The 19,470-nt window shown below is 55.2% G+C and carries 18 protein-coding genes; 13 read left to right on the top strand and 5 right to left on the bottom strand.

The features are described from left to right. Positions 1–153 precede the first annotated feature (153 nt). A complete protein-coding gene (locus A3841_RS13815; RefSeq protein ID WP_073852932.1) occupies positions 154–510 on the top strand; it encodes an endonuclease domain-containing protein in 357 nt (118 codons plus the stop codon). Positions 511–639: 129 nt separating this feature from the next. Here the strand turns inward: A3841_RS13815 and A3841_RS13810 are convergent, their stop codons facing one another. Beyond that, the gene (locus tag A3841_RS13810) at positions 640–867 is read right to left on the bottom strand and encodes a hypothetical protein (protein WP_073852931.1); all 228 of its coding nucleotides are present in this window, start codon (positions 865–867) and stop codon (positions 640–642) included. Between the two features lie 740 nt (positions 868–1,607). Here A3841_RS13810 and A3841_RS13800 point away from each other — a divergent pair. Next, positions 1,608–2,108, top strand: coding sequence for a metallophosphoesterase family protein (locus A3841_RS13800; protein ID WP_073852929.1), 501 nt, complete (start codon positions 1,608–1,610; stop codon positions 2,106–2,108). Positions 2,109–2,219: 111 nt separating this feature from the next. Here the strand turns inward: A3841_RS13800 and A3841_RS13795 are convergent, their stop codons facing one another. Beyond that, entirely contained in the window at positions 2,220–2,402 is a 183-nt protein-coding gene (locus A3841_RS13795; protein WP_073852928.1) for a hypothetical protein, read from the bottom strand. A gap of 78 nt (positions 2,403–2,480) precedes the next feature. Here A3841_RS13795 and A3841_RS13790 point away from each other — a divergent pair, with 78 nt between their 5' ends. The 3 genes from A3841_RS13790 (at position 2,481) to A3841_RS13780 (ending at position 5,037) form a co-directional block, all read left to right on the top strand. Beyond that, positions 2,481–3,527, top strand: coding sequence for a threonine aldolase family protein (locus tag A3841_RS13790; RefSeq protein ID WP_073852927.1), 1,047 nt, complete (start codon positions 2,481–2,483; stop codon positions 3,525–3,527). Positions 3,528–3,644: 117 nt separating this feature from the next. Next, the gene (locus A3841_RS13785) at positions 3,645–4,268 is read left to right on the top strand and encodes a DNA-3-methyladenine glycosylase family protein (protein WP_073852926.1); all 624 of its coding nucleotides are present in this window, start codon (positions 3,645–3,647) and stop codon (positions 4,266–4,268) included. 82 nt (positions 4,269–4,350) lie between these two features. After that, a complete protein-coding gene (locus A3841_RS13780) occupies positions 4,351–5,037 on the top strand; it encodes a hypothetical protein (protein WP_073852925.1) in 687 nt (228 codons plus the stop codon). A gap of 358 nt (positions 5,038–5,395) precedes the next feature. Here the strand turns inward: A3841_RS13780 and A3841_RS13775 are convergent, their stop codons facing one another. Further along, on the bottom strand, positions 5,396–6,484 hold the full coding sequence (locus A3841_RS13775; RefSeq protein ID WP_083610373.1) for a DNA topoisomerase IB: 1,089 nt from the start codon (positions 6,482–6,484) through the stop codon (positions 5,396–5,398). Positions 6,485–7,385: 901 nt separating this feature from the next. Here A3841_RS13775 and A3841_RS13765 point away from each other — a divergent pair. The 6 genes from A3841_RS13765 (at position 7,386) to A3841_RS13740 (ending at position 15,384) form a co-directional block, all read left to right on the top strand. Further along, on the top strand, positions 7,386–7,790 hold the full coding sequence (locus tag A3841_RS13765; RefSeq protein WP_073852922.1) for a hypothetical protein: 405 nt from the start codon (positions 7,386–7,388) through the stop codon (positions 7,788–7,790). 80 nt (positions 7,791–7,870) lie between these two features. Further along, positions 7,871–10,720, top strand: a complete 2,850-nt coding sequence (locus A3841_RS13760) for a M16 family metallopeptidase (protein ID WP_073852921.1) — start codon at positions 7,871–7,873, stop codon at positions 10,718–10,720. Positions 10,721–10,939: 219 nt separating this feature from the next. Further along, positions 10,940–11,773 (top strand): M48 family metalloprotease, encoded by an 834-nt coding sequence (locus tag A3841_RS13755; protein WP_073852920.1) that lies wholly within the window; start codon positions 10,940–10,942, stop codon positions 11,771–11,773. 60 nt (positions 11,774–11,833) lie between these two features. Beyond that, entirely contained in the window at positions 11,834–12,979 is a 1,146-nt protein-coding gene (locus A3841_RS13750) for an App1 family protein (RefSeq protein WP_073852919.1), read from the top strand. A 174-nt stretch (positions 12,980–13,153) separates the two neighbouring features. Next, a complete protein-coding gene (locus tag A3841_RS13745) occupies positions 13,154–14,803 on the top strand; it encodes an alpha-amylase family protein (RefSeq protein ID WP_073852918.1) in 1,650 nt (549 codons plus the stop codon). Positions 14,804–14,868: 65 nt separating this feature from the next. Next, complete coding sequence (locus A3841_RS13740; protein WP_073852917.1) at positions 14,869–15,384, top strand: GreA/GreB family elongation factor; 516 nt, start codon at positions 14,869–14,871, stop codon at positions 15,382–15,384. An 898-nt stretch (positions 15,385–16,282) separates the two neighbouring features. On the opposite strand, the gene A3841_RS13730 is transcribed toward A3841_RS13740, so the two are convergent. After that, entirely contained in the window at positions 16,283–16,738 is a 456-nt protein-coding gene (locus A3841_RS13730; protein WP_073852915.1) for a YybH family protein, read from the bottom strand. After that, complete coding sequence (gene mtgA / locus A3841_RS13725) at positions 16,728–17,462, bottom strand: monofunctional biosynthetic peptidoglycan transglycosylase (protein WP_073852914.1); 735 nt, start codon at positions 17,460–17,462, stop codon at positions 16,728–16,730. The genes A3841_RS13730 and mtgA overlap by 11 nt, the downstream gene beginning before the upstream one ends. A gap of 159 nt (positions 17,463–17,621) precedes the next feature. Here mtgA and A3841_RS13720 point away from each other — a divergent pair, with 159 nt between their 5' ends. After that, positions 17,622–18,263: an LON peptidase substrate-binding domain-containing protein gene (locus A3841_RS13720; protein ID WP_073852913.1), complete on the top strand. Its 642-nt coding sequence runs from the start codon at positions 17,622–17,624 to the stop codon at positions 18,261–18,263. A 21-nt stretch (positions 18,264–18,284) separates the two neighbouring features. After that, positions 18,285–19,466 (top strand): metallophosphoesterase, encoded by a 1,182-nt coding sequence (locus A3841_RS13715; protein WP_073852912.1) that lies wholly within the window; start codon positions 18,285–18,287, stop codon positions 19,464–19,466. Positions 19,467–19,470: the final 4 nt, after the last annotated feature.

Here is a 19,470-nt window from a genome sequence, read left to right as displayed (position 1 = left end):
TTGGGGGGTTAGGAGTTTGGGGCATTTATATCCGCCATTTGCAGCGTGGAGTCCAACCACCCCTAACCCCTCCTTGTCTAAGGCGGGGAATTTTTAGGTTGCTGGTGTTGTCTTGGATAGCAAAAGACTTGGTTTATCAATCTATCCGCCATAATGAAGCTGCATAATAGATCGTACCTGAAGGAGAACCGCAGGGCACTGAGAAACTGCTCTACTCCGGCTGAGGGGGAACTGTGGAAATACCTGAAGTCAGGCCAACTAGAGGGACGGAAGTTTAGACGACAGCATAGTATAAGCAATTACATTTTGGATTTTTACTGCCCTTCCGAAAAACTGGCGATAGAACTAGATGGCCAGGTGCATCTGCACGCCGCTGCCGGAGAAGCAGATCATAAGCGAGATGAAATGTTAGCTACTATGGGTATAAAGGTGCTTCGCTTCGAGAACAAAGACATTTTCCAGCACCTGGAAGCAGTATTACAGGAAATCAGCGGAAGCTTTAGCAAGTAAAATTCCCCGCCTTGGACAAGGAGGGGTTAGGGGTGGTTGGACCCGGTAAAGCCCAAAAAAGAAGCGACTCCAGCTAATTGCCAGAGTCGATTCTCTGCTGAAAGCGGGTGGCACCGGACATGGCCGGACTTACATCGCATCTAATTCTTCGCGGAGCCTGTCTTTGGCTGCACGTTTCAGCTCACCTTCAACGTTCAGGGTGTCTATTCTTGATTTGGTGGAGTCGAAGTCGAACCCGGTGTGGTTCTTAAATTCCTCTTTCGCAATGTCTTTGGCCACGTCGGTCAGTCTTCCCTGGGCTTGTTCGCAGGACGTAAAAAAGGCAAAGGCGATCAGTGCTAGAAATAGCTTCTTCATGTTCTTGTTAAAATTCTGAGATAAGTCAAATGAACCCTGTTTCGTGAAGGATGTTTTGCAAAAAAATGAAAAACCTTCCTCGCAACAGGGCGGCTTTTATCCAAAGATAACATTTTTTGCCGCTTTTGATGTAGAAACACTGCTTTTTAGCTGTAAACCCCTCCCCTAAGAACAGGAGAGGGAGTTCCGGCAATCTCTGGCGCAAGCGTCCGCTTGTGCCTTTCAAAGCCGGTGAAGTATAAACCCACCCCCACCCCTCCGAGGAGGGGAATGTTCAGCACACGATTAACATCCCCCTGCCCCCTTCGAAGGGAGACTTGGCTGAGGCTCCGTCAGCAGCAGCTATCGAACCTGTTTCCAGCCTGCTCTTCTGCTGTTCCGGATTTGCAATCCGAAACAGCAGCGGTAAGTTTATACTTGTAGGGACAGGTCGCGACCTGTCCGCGCGATAGCCTTTGCTATGAAAATTATACTTCAGCCATAGTAACTACAGACTCCCCTCCTTGGCTAAGGAGGGGTAGGGGTGGTTGGACCCGGTACTGTAAATCCTTCCCGTAATAGCAAAGAGGCAAGCATCATCGTGGAAGTCGCTCCTATGCCAAAGTATAAATCCAGATCTCCAGATTAACCCGGCAGCCGCAACCCTTCACCACCTATCCTGATAAAATCAGTAACTTGCAGCACCAAAGCGAGGTAAAACCCTCTAACTCCTAAACCCTCTAACTCTCTAACTTCCCAACATGCTCAAAATCGGCCTTCTCTCCGACACCCATTCCTACCTCGACGACCAGATCCTGCGCCACCTCTCCGACCGCGACGAGATATGGCATGCCGGCGACTTTGGCAGCATGGAGGTTTCGGACAGGCTGCAAGAGCTGGCGCCGCTGCGGGGCGTATACGGCAACATCGATGACGCGGCGATCCGGCTGGTGCACCCCAAAGTAAACCGGTTTGTGGCCGAGGGGCTGGACGTGATGATGACCCACATTGGCGGCTACCCCGGCAAGTACCACCCCGACGTGCGCGAAAGTATAAAACTCAACCCGCCCCAACTCTACATCACCGGCCACTCGCACATCCTGAAGGTGATGACCGACAAGAGCCTCCACAACCTGCTGCACATAAACCCGGGCGCGGCGGGCAGGCACGGCTTCCACAGTGTCCGGACGATGGTGAAATTCAGTATAAGCGCGGGCAGGGTGCTGGACCTGCAGGTGGTGGAGCTGGGCAAGCGGGCATAAAAAAAGTGTGCCTGCTTGCGCAAACACACTTGAAATCTTGTTTAGTAAGCCGCCGCCATTCGCCTAAACAGCAGCGGCAGCAGATGGACTTACTTTCGCGGAAAATAAGGGTTACTCAGCGGTGGCTTCTACAGCAGGCTTGTTTTTTGGAGCCTCACCAAACTGAGCGCGCAGCTCGTCCATGTCAACATTCTTGATAACCGGCGTCAGCAGAAGCTGCTTAATCTTAGCTACTCTGTTGTTTGCTCTAGCCTTATTTTTGCGATCTTTTCTTTTTAATCTAGTAACTCCCATCGTTGCAATGATTTTAATTTGAAGGGCAAAAGTAAGTTATTATTTTTACAAAGTAAAATTTTTTCCGAAAGCATATTCATGACACAGAAGATAGATCTCCGCTCCGATACCGTAACCAAGCCAACGCCGGAAATGCTGCAGGCCATGTTTGCCGCCCCCGTGGGTGATGATGTGTACGGCGAGGACCCCACAGTGAACGCCCTGGAGCAGAAAACAGCTGCCATGTTCGGCATGGAGGCGGGCCTCTTCTGCCCTTCCGGCACCATGACAAACCAAATCGCCATAAAAGTGCACACGGCCCCGCTCACCGAGGTTATCTGCGACGTGACGGCGCACATCCACCAGTACGAGGGCGGTGGTATTGCCTTTAACTCGGCCGCTTCCACGGCGCTGGTGCACGGCGAGCGCGGCAAAATGACGCCCCGGCAGGTAGAGGCCAGTATCCGCCCGCTGGACAACATACACTTCCCCGAAACCCGCCTGGTGGCCCTGGAAAACAGCTGCAACAAGGGCGGCGGCTCGTTTTATACGCTGGAAGAGATCGCGGCTATTTCGGAAGTATGCAAGCGACACCGCCTGGCCCTGCACCTGGATGGCGCCCGCGTATTCAACGCCCTGGCTGCCTCCGGCGATGCCGCCCAGGACTACGGCTTATACTTCGACAGCATCTCGGTTTGCCTCTCCAAGGGCTTGGGTGCCCCGGTTGGCTCTGTGCTGCTCGGCTCCAAAGAATTCATAAAAAGGGCCAGAAGGGTGCGCAAAGTGCTGGGCGGCGGCATGCGCCAGGCTGGTTACCTGGCGGCGGCTGGCATCTACGCCCTCGACAACCACGTGGCGCGGCTCCAGGAGGACCACCGCAGGGCGAAGGAACTGGAGCAGGCGCTGCTGCAGGCCAGCTATGTGGAAAGCGTGCTGCCGGTAGAAACCAACATCGTGATCTTTAAACTGAACGAAAGTATGGCCGATGCCGCCTTTGTGCAGGCGCTGGCCGCCCAAAACATACTTGCCTCCAGCTTCGGCCCGCAAATGATCCGCTTCGTGACCCACCTCGACCTAACGGAGGAAATGCACCAACACCTGCTGCAGGTACTGCAGGCGCTGAACCAGGAGCAGGTGGAGGCGTAGTAATCTGCTACCATGATCTATAACTGTCCCCTCAAGGGGACAGTTTCTTCAAGCAGATTGCTACTTGCAGCCACCCATTTCATCTGTTGTTTAACCCTCAATACCTTAACCGAAATTATGAACGCCTCCTACCCTACGCCCGAAGTAATGGCAGCCTTCGCCACAGATCCTGTCATCTGCGGCATTATCCAAAACGGGCAGCCGCTGGCATCGTCCCGCTCCGAGGATCTATACTTTAAACTGCTCGGCTCGATTGTGTCGCAGCAGCTGAGCACCAAGGTGGCGGCGGTCATCTTCAGGCGGTTCCGGGAGCTGTTTCCGGAGGAGTACCCCCACCCGGAACTGGTGCTGGAGGCGCCGGATGAGCTGCTGCGCAGCGCAGGCCTCTCGTTTCAGAAGATAGGGTATGTGCGCAATGTAGCCACCTTTGCCGCGGCCGGCAACCTGCAGCACGCCACTATTGCTGCCCTGGAGGACGAGGAGTTAATTAAACACCTGACGCAGATAAAAGGCGTTGGCCGCTGGACCGTGGAAATGCTGCTGATGTTTGCCCTGGAGCGCCCTGATGTTTTTCCGGTAGATGACCTGGGGATTCAGAACGCCATGAAGCGCCACTATGGGTTGGATGCCTCCGGCAAGGCCCTGCGCCTGCAAATGCAGCAGATCGCCGAGAACTGGCGCCCCTACCGCACCATCGCCAGCAAATACCTCTGGCAGTCGCTGGACAATATGCCGAAGTAAAAGGCAGGTTAAAAGCTGAAAGGCTCCCCGTTGTATGTAGATATTTTTTATACCTTGTAGCAACTATATACCTGCTGATCCTATGCTGCTTCGCGCACGACAACTGACTACACTTGCTGGAAGCTTCCTGCTGCTCGCCCTTTTCACCAGCTGCGAGAACGAAGACAGCACCACGAAATTTACCGGTAAGGTGATCGACCCGGATACCAATCAGGCTTTTGCAGACACCAGGGTAGACCTGTTTTTAAGCGATGGACTGCCTGATACGTATACTTTTTTCACCCCTGTAGCTTCCTCCTCCACCACCAACAGCCAGGGAGAATACGAGTTTATCCATACGCCGCAAGCCAGGCAAACGGTATACTGGGTGGCTTCGGAGAAAAAAGGCTATGTGGAGGTTAAGGATGGTTTAGGCAAAGAGATAAAGCGCAACCAGACGAACAATATGGATGTGTTCCTGGCCAAAGGCTCCTATCTGGAAGTAAGCGTGACCAACGCCGCTCCCTCCCCCGACAAAAGCCTGAAGGTTTCCCTCACCTATCCACTGAATGAAGCGGCCTCTCCTGTAAAAGGGATAATGTATGGCGGGGATAGTATGATTTTTAACGCCGCCACCACAACTGACAAGTTCGTTCGTGGTTTTTATTACAAGCGCACCTCCAACGTGAAGGTGGAGTGGGAAGTGACAGCAGCCGGCGCCATAGAAACTAAAAGTACAACTGTTCCGCTGGTGGAGTATGACACCGCCCGCTTCGAGATCAGCTACTGATTTATACTTTAAGAGCCAGCATGTAAAGGTAATATAGTCAAGTACTTATACTTAAGACTGCAGACAAGTATAAAACTCAAATTGCGATTTACTACTCCTTGTAAAGGTATGAACCCACCCCTAAACCTTAAGGAGGTAGGGCCGTTAAGTTCTAGCTACACCGCTGTTAAAAAACTCTGTCATTCTGTTAAGAATCTTGGTAGCCGGTAGGTGAAGCCGTTGCTACTGGCCAATAAGATCCTTTCAGGATGACAAAAAATGAGAGCTTAACGGCCCCCTCCATGAAGGGAATTCCAACAACTTTAATATGATTCCCCTCCTTGGAGGGGTTAGGGGTGGGTAAGTATTAAAGTATAGATCAGGCTGCCGCTTTCTTCTCGTTTTCCTTTGCCACGCGTTCCAGCATCTTCAGCACCAGTTCCTCTGTGCCCGACAGGTACTTTGATTTCGGTTTGCTGGCATCGTGGCGCTTCAGGTAGTTCATCAGCCTGTCTTCCCGGAACAGATTGACCACCTCCGGATGGATGTAGTACTTGCTGCACACACTCGGGGTATTGCCCAGCCCTTTAGCCACATCCTTCACGGCCGCTTTAATGGCCTTTTCCTTATCCAGGTCAGGCTCCTCATCCAGCACATTCTCCAGGCACTCCACCATGCGCACGGTGCCGCCCCAGGTACGGAAATCCTTAGCTGAGAAGTTATGGGCAGTCGCCTCGCGCAGGTACTCGTTCACGTCCCCCGACTCCAGCGTCTGCCGCTCCCCGCTCTCATCAAAATACTGGAACAGGTCATAGCCGGGTATGTCCTTGCATTTCTTTACAAGGCGGGCCAGGCGGCGATCCTTCAGGTCTATCTCCTGGGCCACGCCTTTTTTGCCCACAAACGAGAACTTTATACTACTGCCGTTGATCTTCACATGCTTGTCGCGCAGCGTGGTGAGCCCATACGACTCGTTGGACTTGGCATAGCTGCGGTTGCCGATCCGGATCAGGGCGTTATCCATCAGGGTGAGGACAAGCGCGGTTACTTTTCGGCGGTCCAGGTGGCGGGAGGCGATATCCTGCTGCAGTTGCCCGCGCAGTTTGGGCAGCGCGTGCCCGAACTCGATCATGCGCCCAAACTTGGTCAGGCTGCGGGCCTGCTGCCACTGCGGGTGGTAAATATACTGCTTGCGCCCCTTCGCATCGCGGCCGGTAGCCTGCAGGTGCCCTTTCGCAGATTTGCAGATCCATACATCGGTCCAGGCAGGCGGAATCACCAGCGCCTGCAGCCTGGCCAGCACCTTTTCATCGCTTACCTTCTCCCCCTTTTCATCCAGAAAATAAAAGCCCTTCCCTGCTTTCTTGCGGGTATAGCCCGGCTTCTCGTCAGAAGTATAGCGTAAGCCAGCCCAGGCCGCCGATTTCCCCGCGTCAGCATATAATTCGTGTATTTCTTGCTTCGTCATAGTCAGAGGCTTCTTCATCTTCCGGCCTCAGAGGGTAATACTTTAGTTTAGGGCAAAAGTTGTTGCGGTGTATCCTTCTGCACAGCCTTTCTTTAGGAACAGGAGATGGAGTTTTGCAGTGGTGGGTCCAACTGCCCAGCTTTCACCCCACCCCAACCCTCCCCTAAAAACAGGGGAGGGAGTTCGGTAACTGCTCTTACTAAAGTATAAATTTCGGAGCTGCTGTTCTTCGCGCGGACAGGTCGCGACCTGTCCCTACAGGTATAAACCCACCCCTAGCCCCTCCAAGGAGGGGAATTTAGTACTTGCTATACTTTACTGTCATCTCGAGCAGGGCGAGAGATCTATCCGAAATTCTAAAGAGATCTCTCCCGAAGGTCGAGATGACAAGATAGCCGAAGCTATTGAAATGATACCCAGTCCTTTCCTCCGCAGACGATCATCCCCCTGCCCCCTTCCAAGGGGGACTTTGGTTCAAGCTCCGTTAGCAGCAGCTATCGAATCTGATTCCAGCCTTTGGGTTGAGCGCCTATGCGAGTTTTTCCGGTGACGAGCTGCAAGCGAGGCAGCCCGAGGTACGAGGGCAGGAAAAGCTCCCAGCGCGATGCCCGAAGGCGAGGCCTCCCGGCCTGGAGGGAGCCAAAGTATAAATGCAACGGTAGGCATGTAAGTCTGGAGGATCAGCGGAAGCTAGTAAGTATAGCTTGTGTCAAGTGGAAGGAAGCAGCGGCTAAGAGAGGCACAAGCGGACGCTTGCGCCAGGAAGAGGAAGAAGTATAAAAGTATAGCCAAAGTATAAAGCATAAACTTTTGAAGCCAGCCGCCCGGCAACAACACCTTCCCTTTCCAACTCTCATCTTTCTGCTTTATCTTTACCACCCATACACACCCAAACCGCGCCATGCATAAAAACATATCCTACCTCTACGCCTTCTTCGGATTCTTTTTACTGGGTTGCGGCGTGGTGGCCGTCGATTTAGCCGGCGAGCAGGCCAACACGGCACTCTTTACCGGTGCCGCTGGGGGCTTGATCGGACTGACAGCCGGGCACTTCCTGAACCGGGGCAAGCGCTGGGGCTTTATGCTGGGCACGGCCGAGGCGGGGCTGCTCACGCTGCTGCTGGGCTGGCGGGCGGCCACGTATTTCACGCGCCTGCTGGGCATGGTGCAGCAGCCGCAGGGGCCGGACAGCGCCGAAACGGCCGGTATGGCCTTCCTGCTCACCACAGCCATGCTGGTTATCTCCCTGCTCACCCTCACGGTTTCCGTGATGTTCGCCAGACAGGTGTTGAGCGCGACAAAATAGCGGTTCGTCTATATTATTTTAATATTCTCCTTGCTTTTTGCTATATTGTTTGAGAAAACATTCACCAAACAATAGCGCACATGATGAACAAAACCGTGCTGAGCATCCTGCTTACCGCAAGTGTGGTAAGCGTAGCCGAGGCCCAGACTAAACTCGTGGAAAAGGTAACCAGGCAAGGCGACGAACTGGTGATCCCTTATACCAAGTATAAACTCCCCAACGGCCTCACCCTGATCGTGCACGAGGACAACTCTGACCCGGTGGTACACGTGGACGTAACCTACCACGTCGGCTCCGGCCGCGAGGAGGTGGGCAAGTCGGGCTTCGCGCACTTTTTTGAGCACATGATGTTCCAGGGCTCCGACAACGTGGCCGACGAGGAGCACTTCAAGATCGTTTCTGAATCCGGTGGCACGTTGAACGGCACTACCAACCGCGACCGCACCAACTACTTCGAAACCGTACCTAGCAACCAGTTGGAGACGGCCCTGTGGCTGGAGGCCGACCGCATGGGCTTCCTGCTCGACGCCGTAACGCAGCCAAAGTTTGAGGTGCAGCGCGAGACGGTGAAGAACGAGCGCGGCCAGAACTACGACAACCGCCCTTACGGCCTGGTGTACGAGATGACCTCCAAGAACCTCTACCCCTACGGCCACCCCTACTCCTGGACCACCATCGGCTACATCGAGGACCTGAACCGGGTGAATGTGAACGACCTGAAGAACTTCTTCCTGCGCTGGTACGGCCCTAACAACGCCACGCTTACCGTAGGCGGCGACGTGAAGCCGGAGGAAGTAGTGAAGCTGGTGGAGAAATACTTCGGCTCCATCCCTGCCGGCCCGGCCGTGCAGGACATGAAGCCACAGCCTGCCAAGCTGGACAAGGACCGCTACGTGAGCTACGAGGATAACATCCGCTTCCCGATGCTGCGCATGACCTTCCCGTCGCCGGAGTCGGGGCACAAAGACGAGCCGGCGCTGGACGTGCTGGCCGAGGTCCTGGGCCAGGGCAAGAACTCGATCTTCTACAAGAACTTTGTGAAAGAGCAGAAAGCCATGCAGGCCTCCGTGTTTAACTCTACTTCGGAGCTGGCCGGCGAGTTCGGCATTACCGTGATGGCGTACCCGAACACGCCGCTGGCGCAGACCGAGGAGCTGGCCCGTAAATCCATCGCCGAGTTCGAGACGCGCGGCATTAACGAGGAGGACCTGCAGCGCTTCAAGGCGCAGGCCGAGTCGAGCCTGATCAACCGCATGGCCAGCGTGAGCGGCAAAGTATCGCAGCTGGCCTATTACGAGACCTTCCGCAACAACCCGAACTACCTACAGGAGGAGATCAAGCGCATCCAGTCGGTAACGAAGGAGGATGTGCAGCGTGTGTACAACCAATACATTAAAGGTAAGCCCGCCGTTATACTTAGCGTGGTGCCAAAAGGCAAGGCTGAGCTGCTGGCAAAAGCGGATAACTACACCGTCGACCAGAGTGGCTATACCGCCGGAGCAGACGAGTACAGCGGCCTGAAGTATACCAAAGCTGTAGACACCTTTGATCGCACCAAGCGCCCGGGTGCCGGCGAGAACCCAGTGGTGGCGGTGCCAAACTACTACACCGGCAAGTTCAGGAACGGCCTGAAGATGATCGGCACCAACACCAACGAGATCCCGACCGTTACCCTGCAGCTAAGTATAAAAGGCGGGCATCGCCTGGCAGCCAATAACCCGGCTAAGGCTGGCATTGCCTCCCTGACCGCCGACATGCTGAACGAGGATACCCAGAACTATACTTCGGAGCAGTTCAGCAACGAGCTCGACAAGCTGGGCAGTTCCATCCGCGTTGGCTCCGGCCAGGACGATACCTACGTTATCGTGCAGTCGCTGAAGAAGAACCTGGATAAAACACTTGCCCTGCTGGAGGAGCGCCTCTTCAGGCCTAAGTTTAACCCGGATGATTTCGAGCGCCTCAAGAAACAGCAACTGGAAGGCATCGCCAACCAGGCCACACAGCCTACGGCCATCGCCAGCAGCGTGTATAACAAACTGCTTTATGGCAACAACCACATCATGTCCATCCCTACCTCCGGTACTTCCGAAACGGTGGAGAACATCACCCTGGACGACGTGAAGCAGTTCTACAACAGCTACTACTCCCCTTCTGTAACGGAGCTGGTTGTGGTGGGCGACATCTCGGAGAAAGAGCTGATGGGCAAACTCGACTTCCTGAAGAAATGGAAGAAGAAAAACGTGCAGCTGCCTGCTGAAACCAAGGCTCCGGCCATTGAGAAGACGCGCATTTACCTGGTGGATAAGCCGGATGCGGCACAGTCGGAGATCAGGATCGGCTACATGGCCATGCCATTCGACGCCACCGGCGAGTACTATAAGCTGGGCCTGATGAACTACAACCTGGGTGGCGCCTTCAACAGCCGCATCAACCTGAACCTGCGCGAGGACAAAGGCTATACCTACGGGGCCCGCTCCTACTTCAGCGGCAGCAAGTATGCAGGTCCGTTCACGGCCTCTGCCGGCGTGCGCGCCGATGCCACCGCCGAGTCGGTTACCGAGTTCATGAAAGAGCTGTCTGACTTCCAAAAGAATGGCATTAAGGAGGACGAGCTGCAGTTCATGAAGAGCTCTATCGGCCAGGCTGACGCCCGACAGTACGAGACGCCTTACCAGAAAGCCAATTTCCTGGGCCGCATCCTGCGGTTTGACCTGAACAAGGACTTCGTGAAGAAGCAAACCGACATCCTGAACAGCATCACGAAGCAGGAAATAGACGCGCTGGCGGCCAGGCACCTGCCGGTAGCCAACATGCACATTGTGGTGGTAGGCGATAAGAAGACGGTGCTTCCGAAACTGGAGGCCCTGAACTACGAGATCGTGGAACTGGACACAGACGGCAACCCGATTGCCAGCTCATCCGTAAAATAAACCACATACTACACGAAGAGAGCCCTTGGTTTTACCGAGGGCTTTTTTTATTCCCGTTCTGCACTGATTTGACGGTGTTTACCCTGTAACAAGAAAGGCCCCTGCCCACGTAAAGCAGGTTGCAATGCCCATTTCTACAGCTTTTGGCCATATATTTGCCGTGGGCTGTATAATAATGCAGAGGTACTGCGTTGCACCCTTAAATGCTTTACTCATAACATGAAAAAACTACTCTACACGCCTGTGTGGCTTTTGGCCATAGCGGGCATGCTCTCCTTCAGCAGCTGCGACAGCAACGACGGCGTGATCTTCTCGATACAGGACGATGTGAACCTGGGCCAGCAGGTTGCCCATGAGGTAGACTCCACGTACCGCGCGCAAGGCAAGCTGCTGGAGCGCAACAGCTCCAACGCCAACACCCAGAAAGCCTACCAGCACCTGGACCGCATCGTAAACCGCGTGCTTACCTCCGGCGAGGTGAAGTATCAGGAGGAATTCCCCTGGACGGTTAAAATTATTAAGGACGATGAGACGCTCAACGCCTTCGCCTCTCCCGGTGGCCAGATTTACGTGTTCACCGGTTTGATCAAGTACCTGGACGACGAGGACCACTTTGCCGGGGTGCTGGCCCACGAGATTGCCCACGCCGACAAACGCCACAGCGTAAAGCAGCTGCAGCGCGACTATGGTATTGCCCTGTTGCTGTCGGTGGCGCTGGGCAACAACCCCGGCACACTGAAGCAGATCGCGGCGCAGCTCTCGGGTACGCTGGCCGGCCTTAAATTCAGCCGCGATGCCGAAACAGAGGCAGACGAGGCCTCTGTGGCCTACCTAAGTGGCACCCGCCACTACGCCTGCGACGGGGCGGCTGGCTTTTTCGTGAAGATGGAGCAGGAGGAGCAACAAGGGGCGACACCCGAGTTTCTGAGCACACACCCCAGCCCGGGCAACCGTATCGAGCACATACAGCAACTGGCGCAGGAGCGCGGCTGCAGCACCGCCTCCGCCCCAGACTCCGATTTTCAGGGTTTGAAAACCTCACTCGGGATTTAACGAATAACAAAGTGCCTGCCCCAACCCGGCGGGCACTTTGTACTTATGCACTACAGAACTATGAAGAAAATAAAGAACTCTGTCACCAAGGCTATTCTGCGGGGAGAGGAGAAACTGGACCTGCTCACCTTCCAGTTAAAGAACAAGCTTAAACTGAACCGCCCGCTGCAGATCGTAACCTACCGCAGCTACGGCACCCCCGAGCGCCTCTATGTAAAAGGGCGTGTGCTGGTAGACAAAGGCATACAGCACTCCGAGGAGAACGATACCACCTGGGAGAACCTGCTGAACATGTACCGCCGCTTTGAGAGCGACGAGATCCCGAACGCCCGCGTACAGCTCTGCCTGCAAAACCAGCTGCACGAAATCACCACCGATGTGGAAGGCTACTTTGTGCTGAACCTCAAGCCTGAAAAGCCCCTGCACCTGGCTGATATCTGGCACCCGATAGAGCTGGAACTGAAAGAAGCCCCGGTGCACAACTTTGAGCCGGGCCTAAAGGAGACCGCTTACGTGCTGGTGCCGCCACCCGACGCGGAGTACGGCATTATCTCCGACATAGACGACACCATTGTGCGCACCGGCGCCACCAGCCTGCTGCAGACGGGCCGCAACGTGCTGCTGAACAACGCCCACACCCGCATCCCCTTCCATGGGGTGTCGCAGTTCTACAAGTCGCTGCAACTTGGCCGCAACGGCAAGCGCAACAACCCCTTCTTCTACGTGAGCAGCAGTCCCTGGAACAACTACGACCTGCTGTACCACTTCCTGGAGCTGAACGAGATTCCGGAAGGCCCGCTCCTGCTCCGCGACTTTGGCATAGACGAGAGCAAGCTGGGCCACTCCGACCACATGAGCCACAAGTATAAGGAGATCGAGAACATCCTGATCACCTACCCGCACCTCGACTTTATACTTATAGGAGACAGTGGCCAGCAGGACGCACCGATTTATCATGAAGTGGTGAAGAACCACCCGGGCCGCATCATGGCCATCTACATACGGGATGTGAATGTAGCCAAGCGCACCCAGGCCGTAACCAGGATAGCTGACGAGCTGAAGGCCAGCGGTGAGGTGGAAATGGTGCTGGTGAAGGACACGGCCGCTGCCGCTGCCCACGCCGCGGAGCATGGGTTTATACTTGTGGAAGAGGTAAAAGAAGTTGAGAAAGAGGTGGAGCTGGATAAGGAGAACGACACGGAATAAGTCATATTGATCTGTTGAAGCCACGGCAGGCGCGGGAGGTTTTCCTGTGCCTGCCGTGGCTTTTCTGCCTCTTGCACAACGTATAAACTCGAGGCCGGGCCAACTATACGCATGCCTGCATCCGTACAAGGCATAAATCATACATAGCCTATACTTTGTAAAAACACCCCTGCCATGACAGAAGAACTCTGGTACAAGAATGCGGTTATCTACAGCCTGGACCTGGAAACTTTTATGGATTACAACGGCGATGGCGTCGGTGACTTTCAGGGGCTGGCCCGCCGGCTGGATTACCTGCATGCCATGGGCATCGACACGGTCTGGCTGGCTCCTTTCCAGCCCACGCCCAATAAGGACAACGGCTATGACGTCATGGATTTTTATGGGGTAGACCAGCGCCACGGCTCCAGCGGTAACTTTGTCGAGTTCATGCACCAGGCCAAAAAGCGCGGCATCAAGGTCATCATCGATCTGGTGGTGAACCATACCTCCGACCAGCACCCTTGGTTCCAGGACGCGCGCAGCAGCAAGGACGCCAAGCACCGCGACTGGTACGTGTGGTCGGAGAAAAAACCCTCGGACTGGGATGAGGGCATGGTCTTCCCGGGAGTGCAGCACGCCACCTGGACCTACGATAAGAAAGCAAAGGCCTACTACTACCACCGTTTCTACAACTTTCAGCCCGACCTTAACATCGACAACCCTGAGGTGCGCGAGGAGATCATGCGGATCATAGGCTTCTGGCTGGAGCTGGGGGTAGCGGGTTTCCGGGTAGATGCCGTGCCTTTCCTGATAGAGACACCCGCTCCGGGGGCCGCCAAGCCCGAGCTGAAATTCGACTACCTGCGCCAGATGAGTCGCTTCATGCAGTGGCGGCAGGGCGATGCCATTTTCCTGGGCGAAGCGAACGTGCTGCCCGAAGAGACCAAGAAGTATTTTGGAGAGGAGGGTGAGGGCATCCACATGATGTTTAACTTCTACGTGAACCAGCACCTGTTCTACGCGCTGGCCTCCGGCGAGATAGAACCGCTGAAAGAGGCGCTGGAGTCTACCCGGATGACGCACCCGACCTCGCAGTGGGCCCATTTTCTGCGCAACCACGACGAGTTGGACCTGGGCCGCCTGACGGAGGAGCAGCGGCAGAAGGTTTTCGCCCGCTTCGGACCGGAAAAGCACATGCAGCTCTATGACCGCGGCATCCGGCGGAGGCTCTCCCCCATGCTGGGCAACCGCCAGCAAACCGAACTGGCCTACAGCCTCATGTTCTCGCTGCCGGGTGCGCCCGTTATCCGCTATGGCGACGAGATTGGCATGGGCGAGGACTTGAGCCTGAACGAACGCGACGCGGTGCGCACCCCGATGCAGTGGTCTGCTGAGAAGCAGGCGGGCTTCTCGGAGGCCGACAAGCTCATACACCCGGTCATAGACAAAGGCCCCTATGCCTACAAGCACGTAAATGTGGAGACCCAGCGCCGCGAACCCGACTCGCTCCTGAACTGGATGACCACCATGATACGCCTGCGCCAGGAGTGCACCGAGATTGGCTGGGGCGACTGGCAACTCCTGGAGAGCGGGAACCCGTGCGTGCTGTGCATGCACTATAGCTGGCAGGGCAGTTCGCTGCTCATCTTCCATAATTTTGATGAAAGGGCCCACGAGGTAGTGCTGAATCTGAAGGAGAAAGAGGAGCACAGGCTGATTGACCTGATGAAAAATGAGGAAAGTACGGCAGATGAAAAAGGCAGGCACTACATAACCCTGGAAGCTTACGGCTACCGCTGGTTCCGGGCCGGCGACCTGAGCCACCTCCTGCAAAAAGGCTGAAGCAAAGTATAAACTCAGCAGAAAAAGCAGTTACAAAGTATAAACCCCTACCTAAGCCAGACACGATGAGCAGAGCATTTGTAAAGGAAGACGATGCGGGAGAGCCTCCTATCATACCGCCACGCGCAGCGCTTCCGCCCGGCACGACCAACTACGTAACGCCAACTGGCCTGGAGCAACTGCGCGCGGAGCTAACCCAGCTCGAAGCAGAAAGGTCCAGGGCGGAGGCCAACCGCGAGGACGAGGCTAACCGCACCCGCCAGCTTACCATCCTGAATGCACGCCTTAGCGCCCTGAACGAGCGGCTGGCAAGCGCCCGCGTAATCGACCCAGCCAATCAGCAGCCCAATGAGGTGCGCTTTGGGGCAACCGTAACGCTGAAAACCGTGAAAGGCCCCAAGCCGGGCATGAAGCGCACGTTCACGATTGTGGGTGTGGATGAGGCAGATGTGGCTGCGGGCAAGGTGGCTTTTGTGGCACCCATCGCGAGGGCTGTGGTAGGGGCCAAAGCAGGCGAGATGGTAAGTTTGAAGTTAGGTAAAACGGAGGAGCTGGTGGAGGTAACAGGGATTTCATACTAAGGGATGTAGTGTTCTGTCACTTTTGCATGAGTCTCGCTTGCTTTCTTTTATACTTTTAGCCGCTTTATTCCCTTCTTCTTCCGGTAGTACCGGACATCCTTATCCGCAACCAAAGCTACTACGGATTTCCAAGTCTGCGTAAACCGTACGTCTATACTTACTGATTTATACTTGTCTGAGTCAGGATTAGCAGGATGTAGCGATGAGCAGGATTTTATACTTGGGTTATACTTTTATACTTTATCCCTTTCATGGTGCAAGTCTTCAGACTTGTATCCAACAATGGCGTCGGGTTTGTAACCCGACTGGATTGAAAAGTCATACTTTATACTTGGGCTATACTTCATAGCTTCTCTGGCGCAAGCGTCCGCTTGTGCCTCTTTTATACTTTGGCTATACTTTCTTAGCCGCTGCTTCCCTCCAATTGACACAAGCTATACTTTCTAGCTTCTGCTGATCCTCTAGTTCCCACAAACCTACCGTTTCATTTCTGACTTTGGTGCTCTCAAGCCCGAGAGGGCTCGCCTTCGGGCATCGCGCTGGGAGCTTTTCCTTTGCTCCTGCGTCGCAATGCCCTCCGGGCACCGGAAAAACTCGCATAGGCGCTCAACCCAAAGGCTGGGTATCAACTCGATAGCTACTGCTTTTGTCATCTCGACCTTCGGGAGAGATCTCTTTAGAATTCCAGATCGATCTCTCGCCCTGCTCGAGATGACAGTAAAGTATAGCAACAAGTATGGTTCCCCTCTCGGGAGGGTTGGGGAGGGGTGAAACCAAGGCACACGCAGGTGCTCTGCTCCTCAGGAGGTTGTGCGCAAAGTATGAATCACGAAAGGACGGACGCTTGCGCCGCCATGCGCTAGAGCTACTCCAGGAAGTATGATTCCCTCTGAAAACCCTAGCTGGAATGATCCGCAATGATCTTCCAGCCTTCCGGAAACTTCCTGAAGATAACGGAGAAATGGCCCTCCAGGTCGCCTTTGTCAGCGTCGCGCTGCAGGTGCCACTTGCCTACCACCAGCATGGTTTCAGGGGATAAGGGACGCAGCTCCTTCAGGTCGAAGTTAAGCTTGCCCATGGCCGACACGCCCGGGTAGCCGCGCTTGTAGTTGTCGAGGGTTTGCTGCCAGCCGTAGGTCAGGCCGCGGGAGCCGACAAACAGAAGCGAATCTGATTTCCAGTAGCCCTGCATGTAACACACCAGTTCGCCGCGGCTCCAGCACTGTGCCTGCTCCTCCAGCACCTGACGCACCGCAGCAGCGGCATCAACTGTGGCAGCCCGCGGTTTGCTGCCTGTACAGGCACTCATGCTGAACAGCCCGAGGATCAACAGGAAGTATAATTTATTTTTCATCGCTTACCGGTAATATTTCCCTGATATAGATAGCACCACCCAACCGGCCCATTGCCCGGGCTATGCGCACGCGGCGGCTGAGGATGTAAGCAGATGGCCTGTTGGCAGCGTACCTGATCGGGTTCGGCAGCACGGCCGCCAGCAACGACGCCTGCCACCTGCCCACCTCGCTGGCCGGCTTCTTAAAGTACGCCTGCGAGGCCGCCTCCACCCCAAACACACCGTCGCCGAACTCCGCTATGTTCAGGTACACCTCCAGAATCCGCTGCTTGCCCCACAGCACCTCAATCAGCACGGTAAAGTAGGCTTCCACGGCCTTGCGCAGGTAGCTGCGGCCGTGCCACAGGAAAACGTTTTTGGCCACCTGCTGGCTAATCGTGCTTCCGCCCCGGATGTTGCCGCCCTTCTGGTTGCGCTCAAAGGCATCGGATATGGCATCAAAGTCAAAGCCGCTGTGCTGCAAAAACTTTTGGTCCTCCGAGGCCACCACCGCCAGCGGCAATTGGTCCGACATCTCCTCCAGCGTCACGAATTTATACTTTATTCCCGGGTTTTCTTTGTTGGCAGCCCCGGCCTCGGCCCGGCGCTTGAGCATGTGCAGCGTAGCCGGAGGCGCCACCCAGCGGTACACCAGCACCCACGCCACGCTTAGCAGGAAAAGGCTAAGTAGCAGCTTCACGAAAAGCAGCCTCAGCTGCCTTAGCCCCAATCGTTTTTTAGCCATTCCGGTGTCCTCTCATTCGGGCGCAAAGGTAAGCAGTTTGAGGTATTTTCCTAACGCCACCACTTCTGCCCGCCAACGCTTGCCCCACCGGAAGCGTAGGTTAAAACAGAAGCAAACAGAACGTATAAACCCTTATATTGAAGCAAAAACCAACGACCTATGCCCGCTACAAAATACCTGCCGCTGTTTCCGCTGAGCATTGTGGTGTTCCCGGAGGAGAAGCTGAACCTGCACATTTTTGAGCCGCGCTACAAGCAGCTGGTGCTGGACTGTGTGGAGACCGGCAAGAACTTCGGCATACCCACCCACATTCAGAATGGCGTGGGGCTTTTCGGCACAGAAGTGGAGATCCTGAACATCGAGAAGAAGTATGATAACGGCGAGATGGACATCCGCACCAAGGGCCTGAAAATTTTCAAGATCCAGCAGTTCGATAAAATGGCGCCCGGAAGGTTGTATGCCGGTGGGGAGGTGGAAATGGTGGAGAACGACTATGAAGAGGATATCATCACCAAAATCAAGATAAAGGAGCTTCTGGAGCAGCTCTACGAGACACTGGGCCTGGGCAACCTATACCTGGAGCTGCCGGAGGACTTTAAAAGCTACGATATTGCGCACCAACTGGGCCTGAACACAGAGCAGGAGTATGCGCTGCTGCAACTGCTGAGCGAGAAAGAACGCCAGGAAGTGATTTTACTACACCTGCAGCAGCTCCTGCCCATGCTGCTCGAAACCGAGAAACTAAAGGAACGGGTGAAGCTGAACGGCCACTTCAAAAACCTGACGCCCCCGAACTTTTAGGTCCCGCGCTGTTTATACGTTATGCTGGTATACTTTCTCATCGTCGTTCCGGTACTGCTGTCTGCCTTTTTCTTCTTCAGTTACTGGCAGGAACGCAAGTACAGGCGCAAGCCCTTCTACAGGCTATCGGATGTGGGCTGGCAGCGGCATGCACCGCCCCCGGAGGCGGAGCTGGTGCACTCGGCGGCCCTGTTGGGCGATGTGGGCGCCATCGCCACCGATGGCACCGATCCTGTGATGAAGCTGGTGCAGGCGTGGCAGCAGGAGGCAGGAGCGAAAGGCACCATGATCTTTTTGGGGGATAACCTCTACCCTATCGGCTTGCCCGAGGCAGGCAACCGCCACCGCGACTTGGCAGAGGCCCGGCTTAACACCCTCATCCAAAGTATAAAAAGCTACCCCGGGCGGGGTATTTTTCTGGGAGGCAACCATGATTGGCTGAAGGGCCGCGAGGGCGGATATGAGCAACTGCTGCGGCAGGAAGCTTACGTGCTGGAGCACCTGCAACAGCCTAACAGCTATCTGCCCCCGCAGGGCTGCCCCGGCCCCTCCTGCCTGCAGCTGGCCGAGGGGCTGCTGCTGGTGGTGATAAACACGCAATGGTTTGTGCAGCGCGGCACTAAGCCACTTGGCAGTAAGTATGGCTGCCCCTACGCGGATATTGAGGAGTTCTTTGTCAGCCTGAACAAGCTGCTGAAGCGCAACAGCCACCAGCGCATCCTGATAGCCGGGCACCATCCGCTCTACAGCAATGCCATGCACGGCGGCAAATTCACCATCAAGCAGCACATTTTTCCGCTCACTGCCCTGCACAAGCGCTTCCTGATCCCGCTGCCCCTCTTCGGCTCAATTTACCCCTTCTACCGCAAAATGTTCGGGGCCTATGAAGACATGTCGCACCGCAAGTATAAGAAGATGCGCAAGCGCCTGCTCCGTATTTTCCACCGCTACAACAACCTGATCTACGTGGGCGGCCACGACCATAACCTGCAGCATTTTGAAATACAGGGCAACCACTACATCGTGAGCGGCTCGGGCAGCAAACTGGCGTTTGTTAAGAAAGGCGGCCGGGCCACCTTTGCCTTGGAGGAACTGGGCTTCTTCGTGCTCAACTACTACAGCAACGGGCAGGTATGGCTGGAGTGCCGCACCGTTTCCGCCACTCCCGGGCAGGGCCAGCTTGCTTTCCGGAAGCTACTGTAGCCCA

It is taken from the genome of Pontibacter flavimaris, from assembly GCF_001907195.1.
GTDB classification, from domain to species: Bacteria; Bacteroidota; Bacteroidia; order Cytophagales; family Hymenobacteraceae; genus Pontibacter; species Pontibacter flavimaris.
Note: the sequence above shows the minus strand (reverse complement) of the source record. Positions and strands in the feature narration are given on the sequence as shown.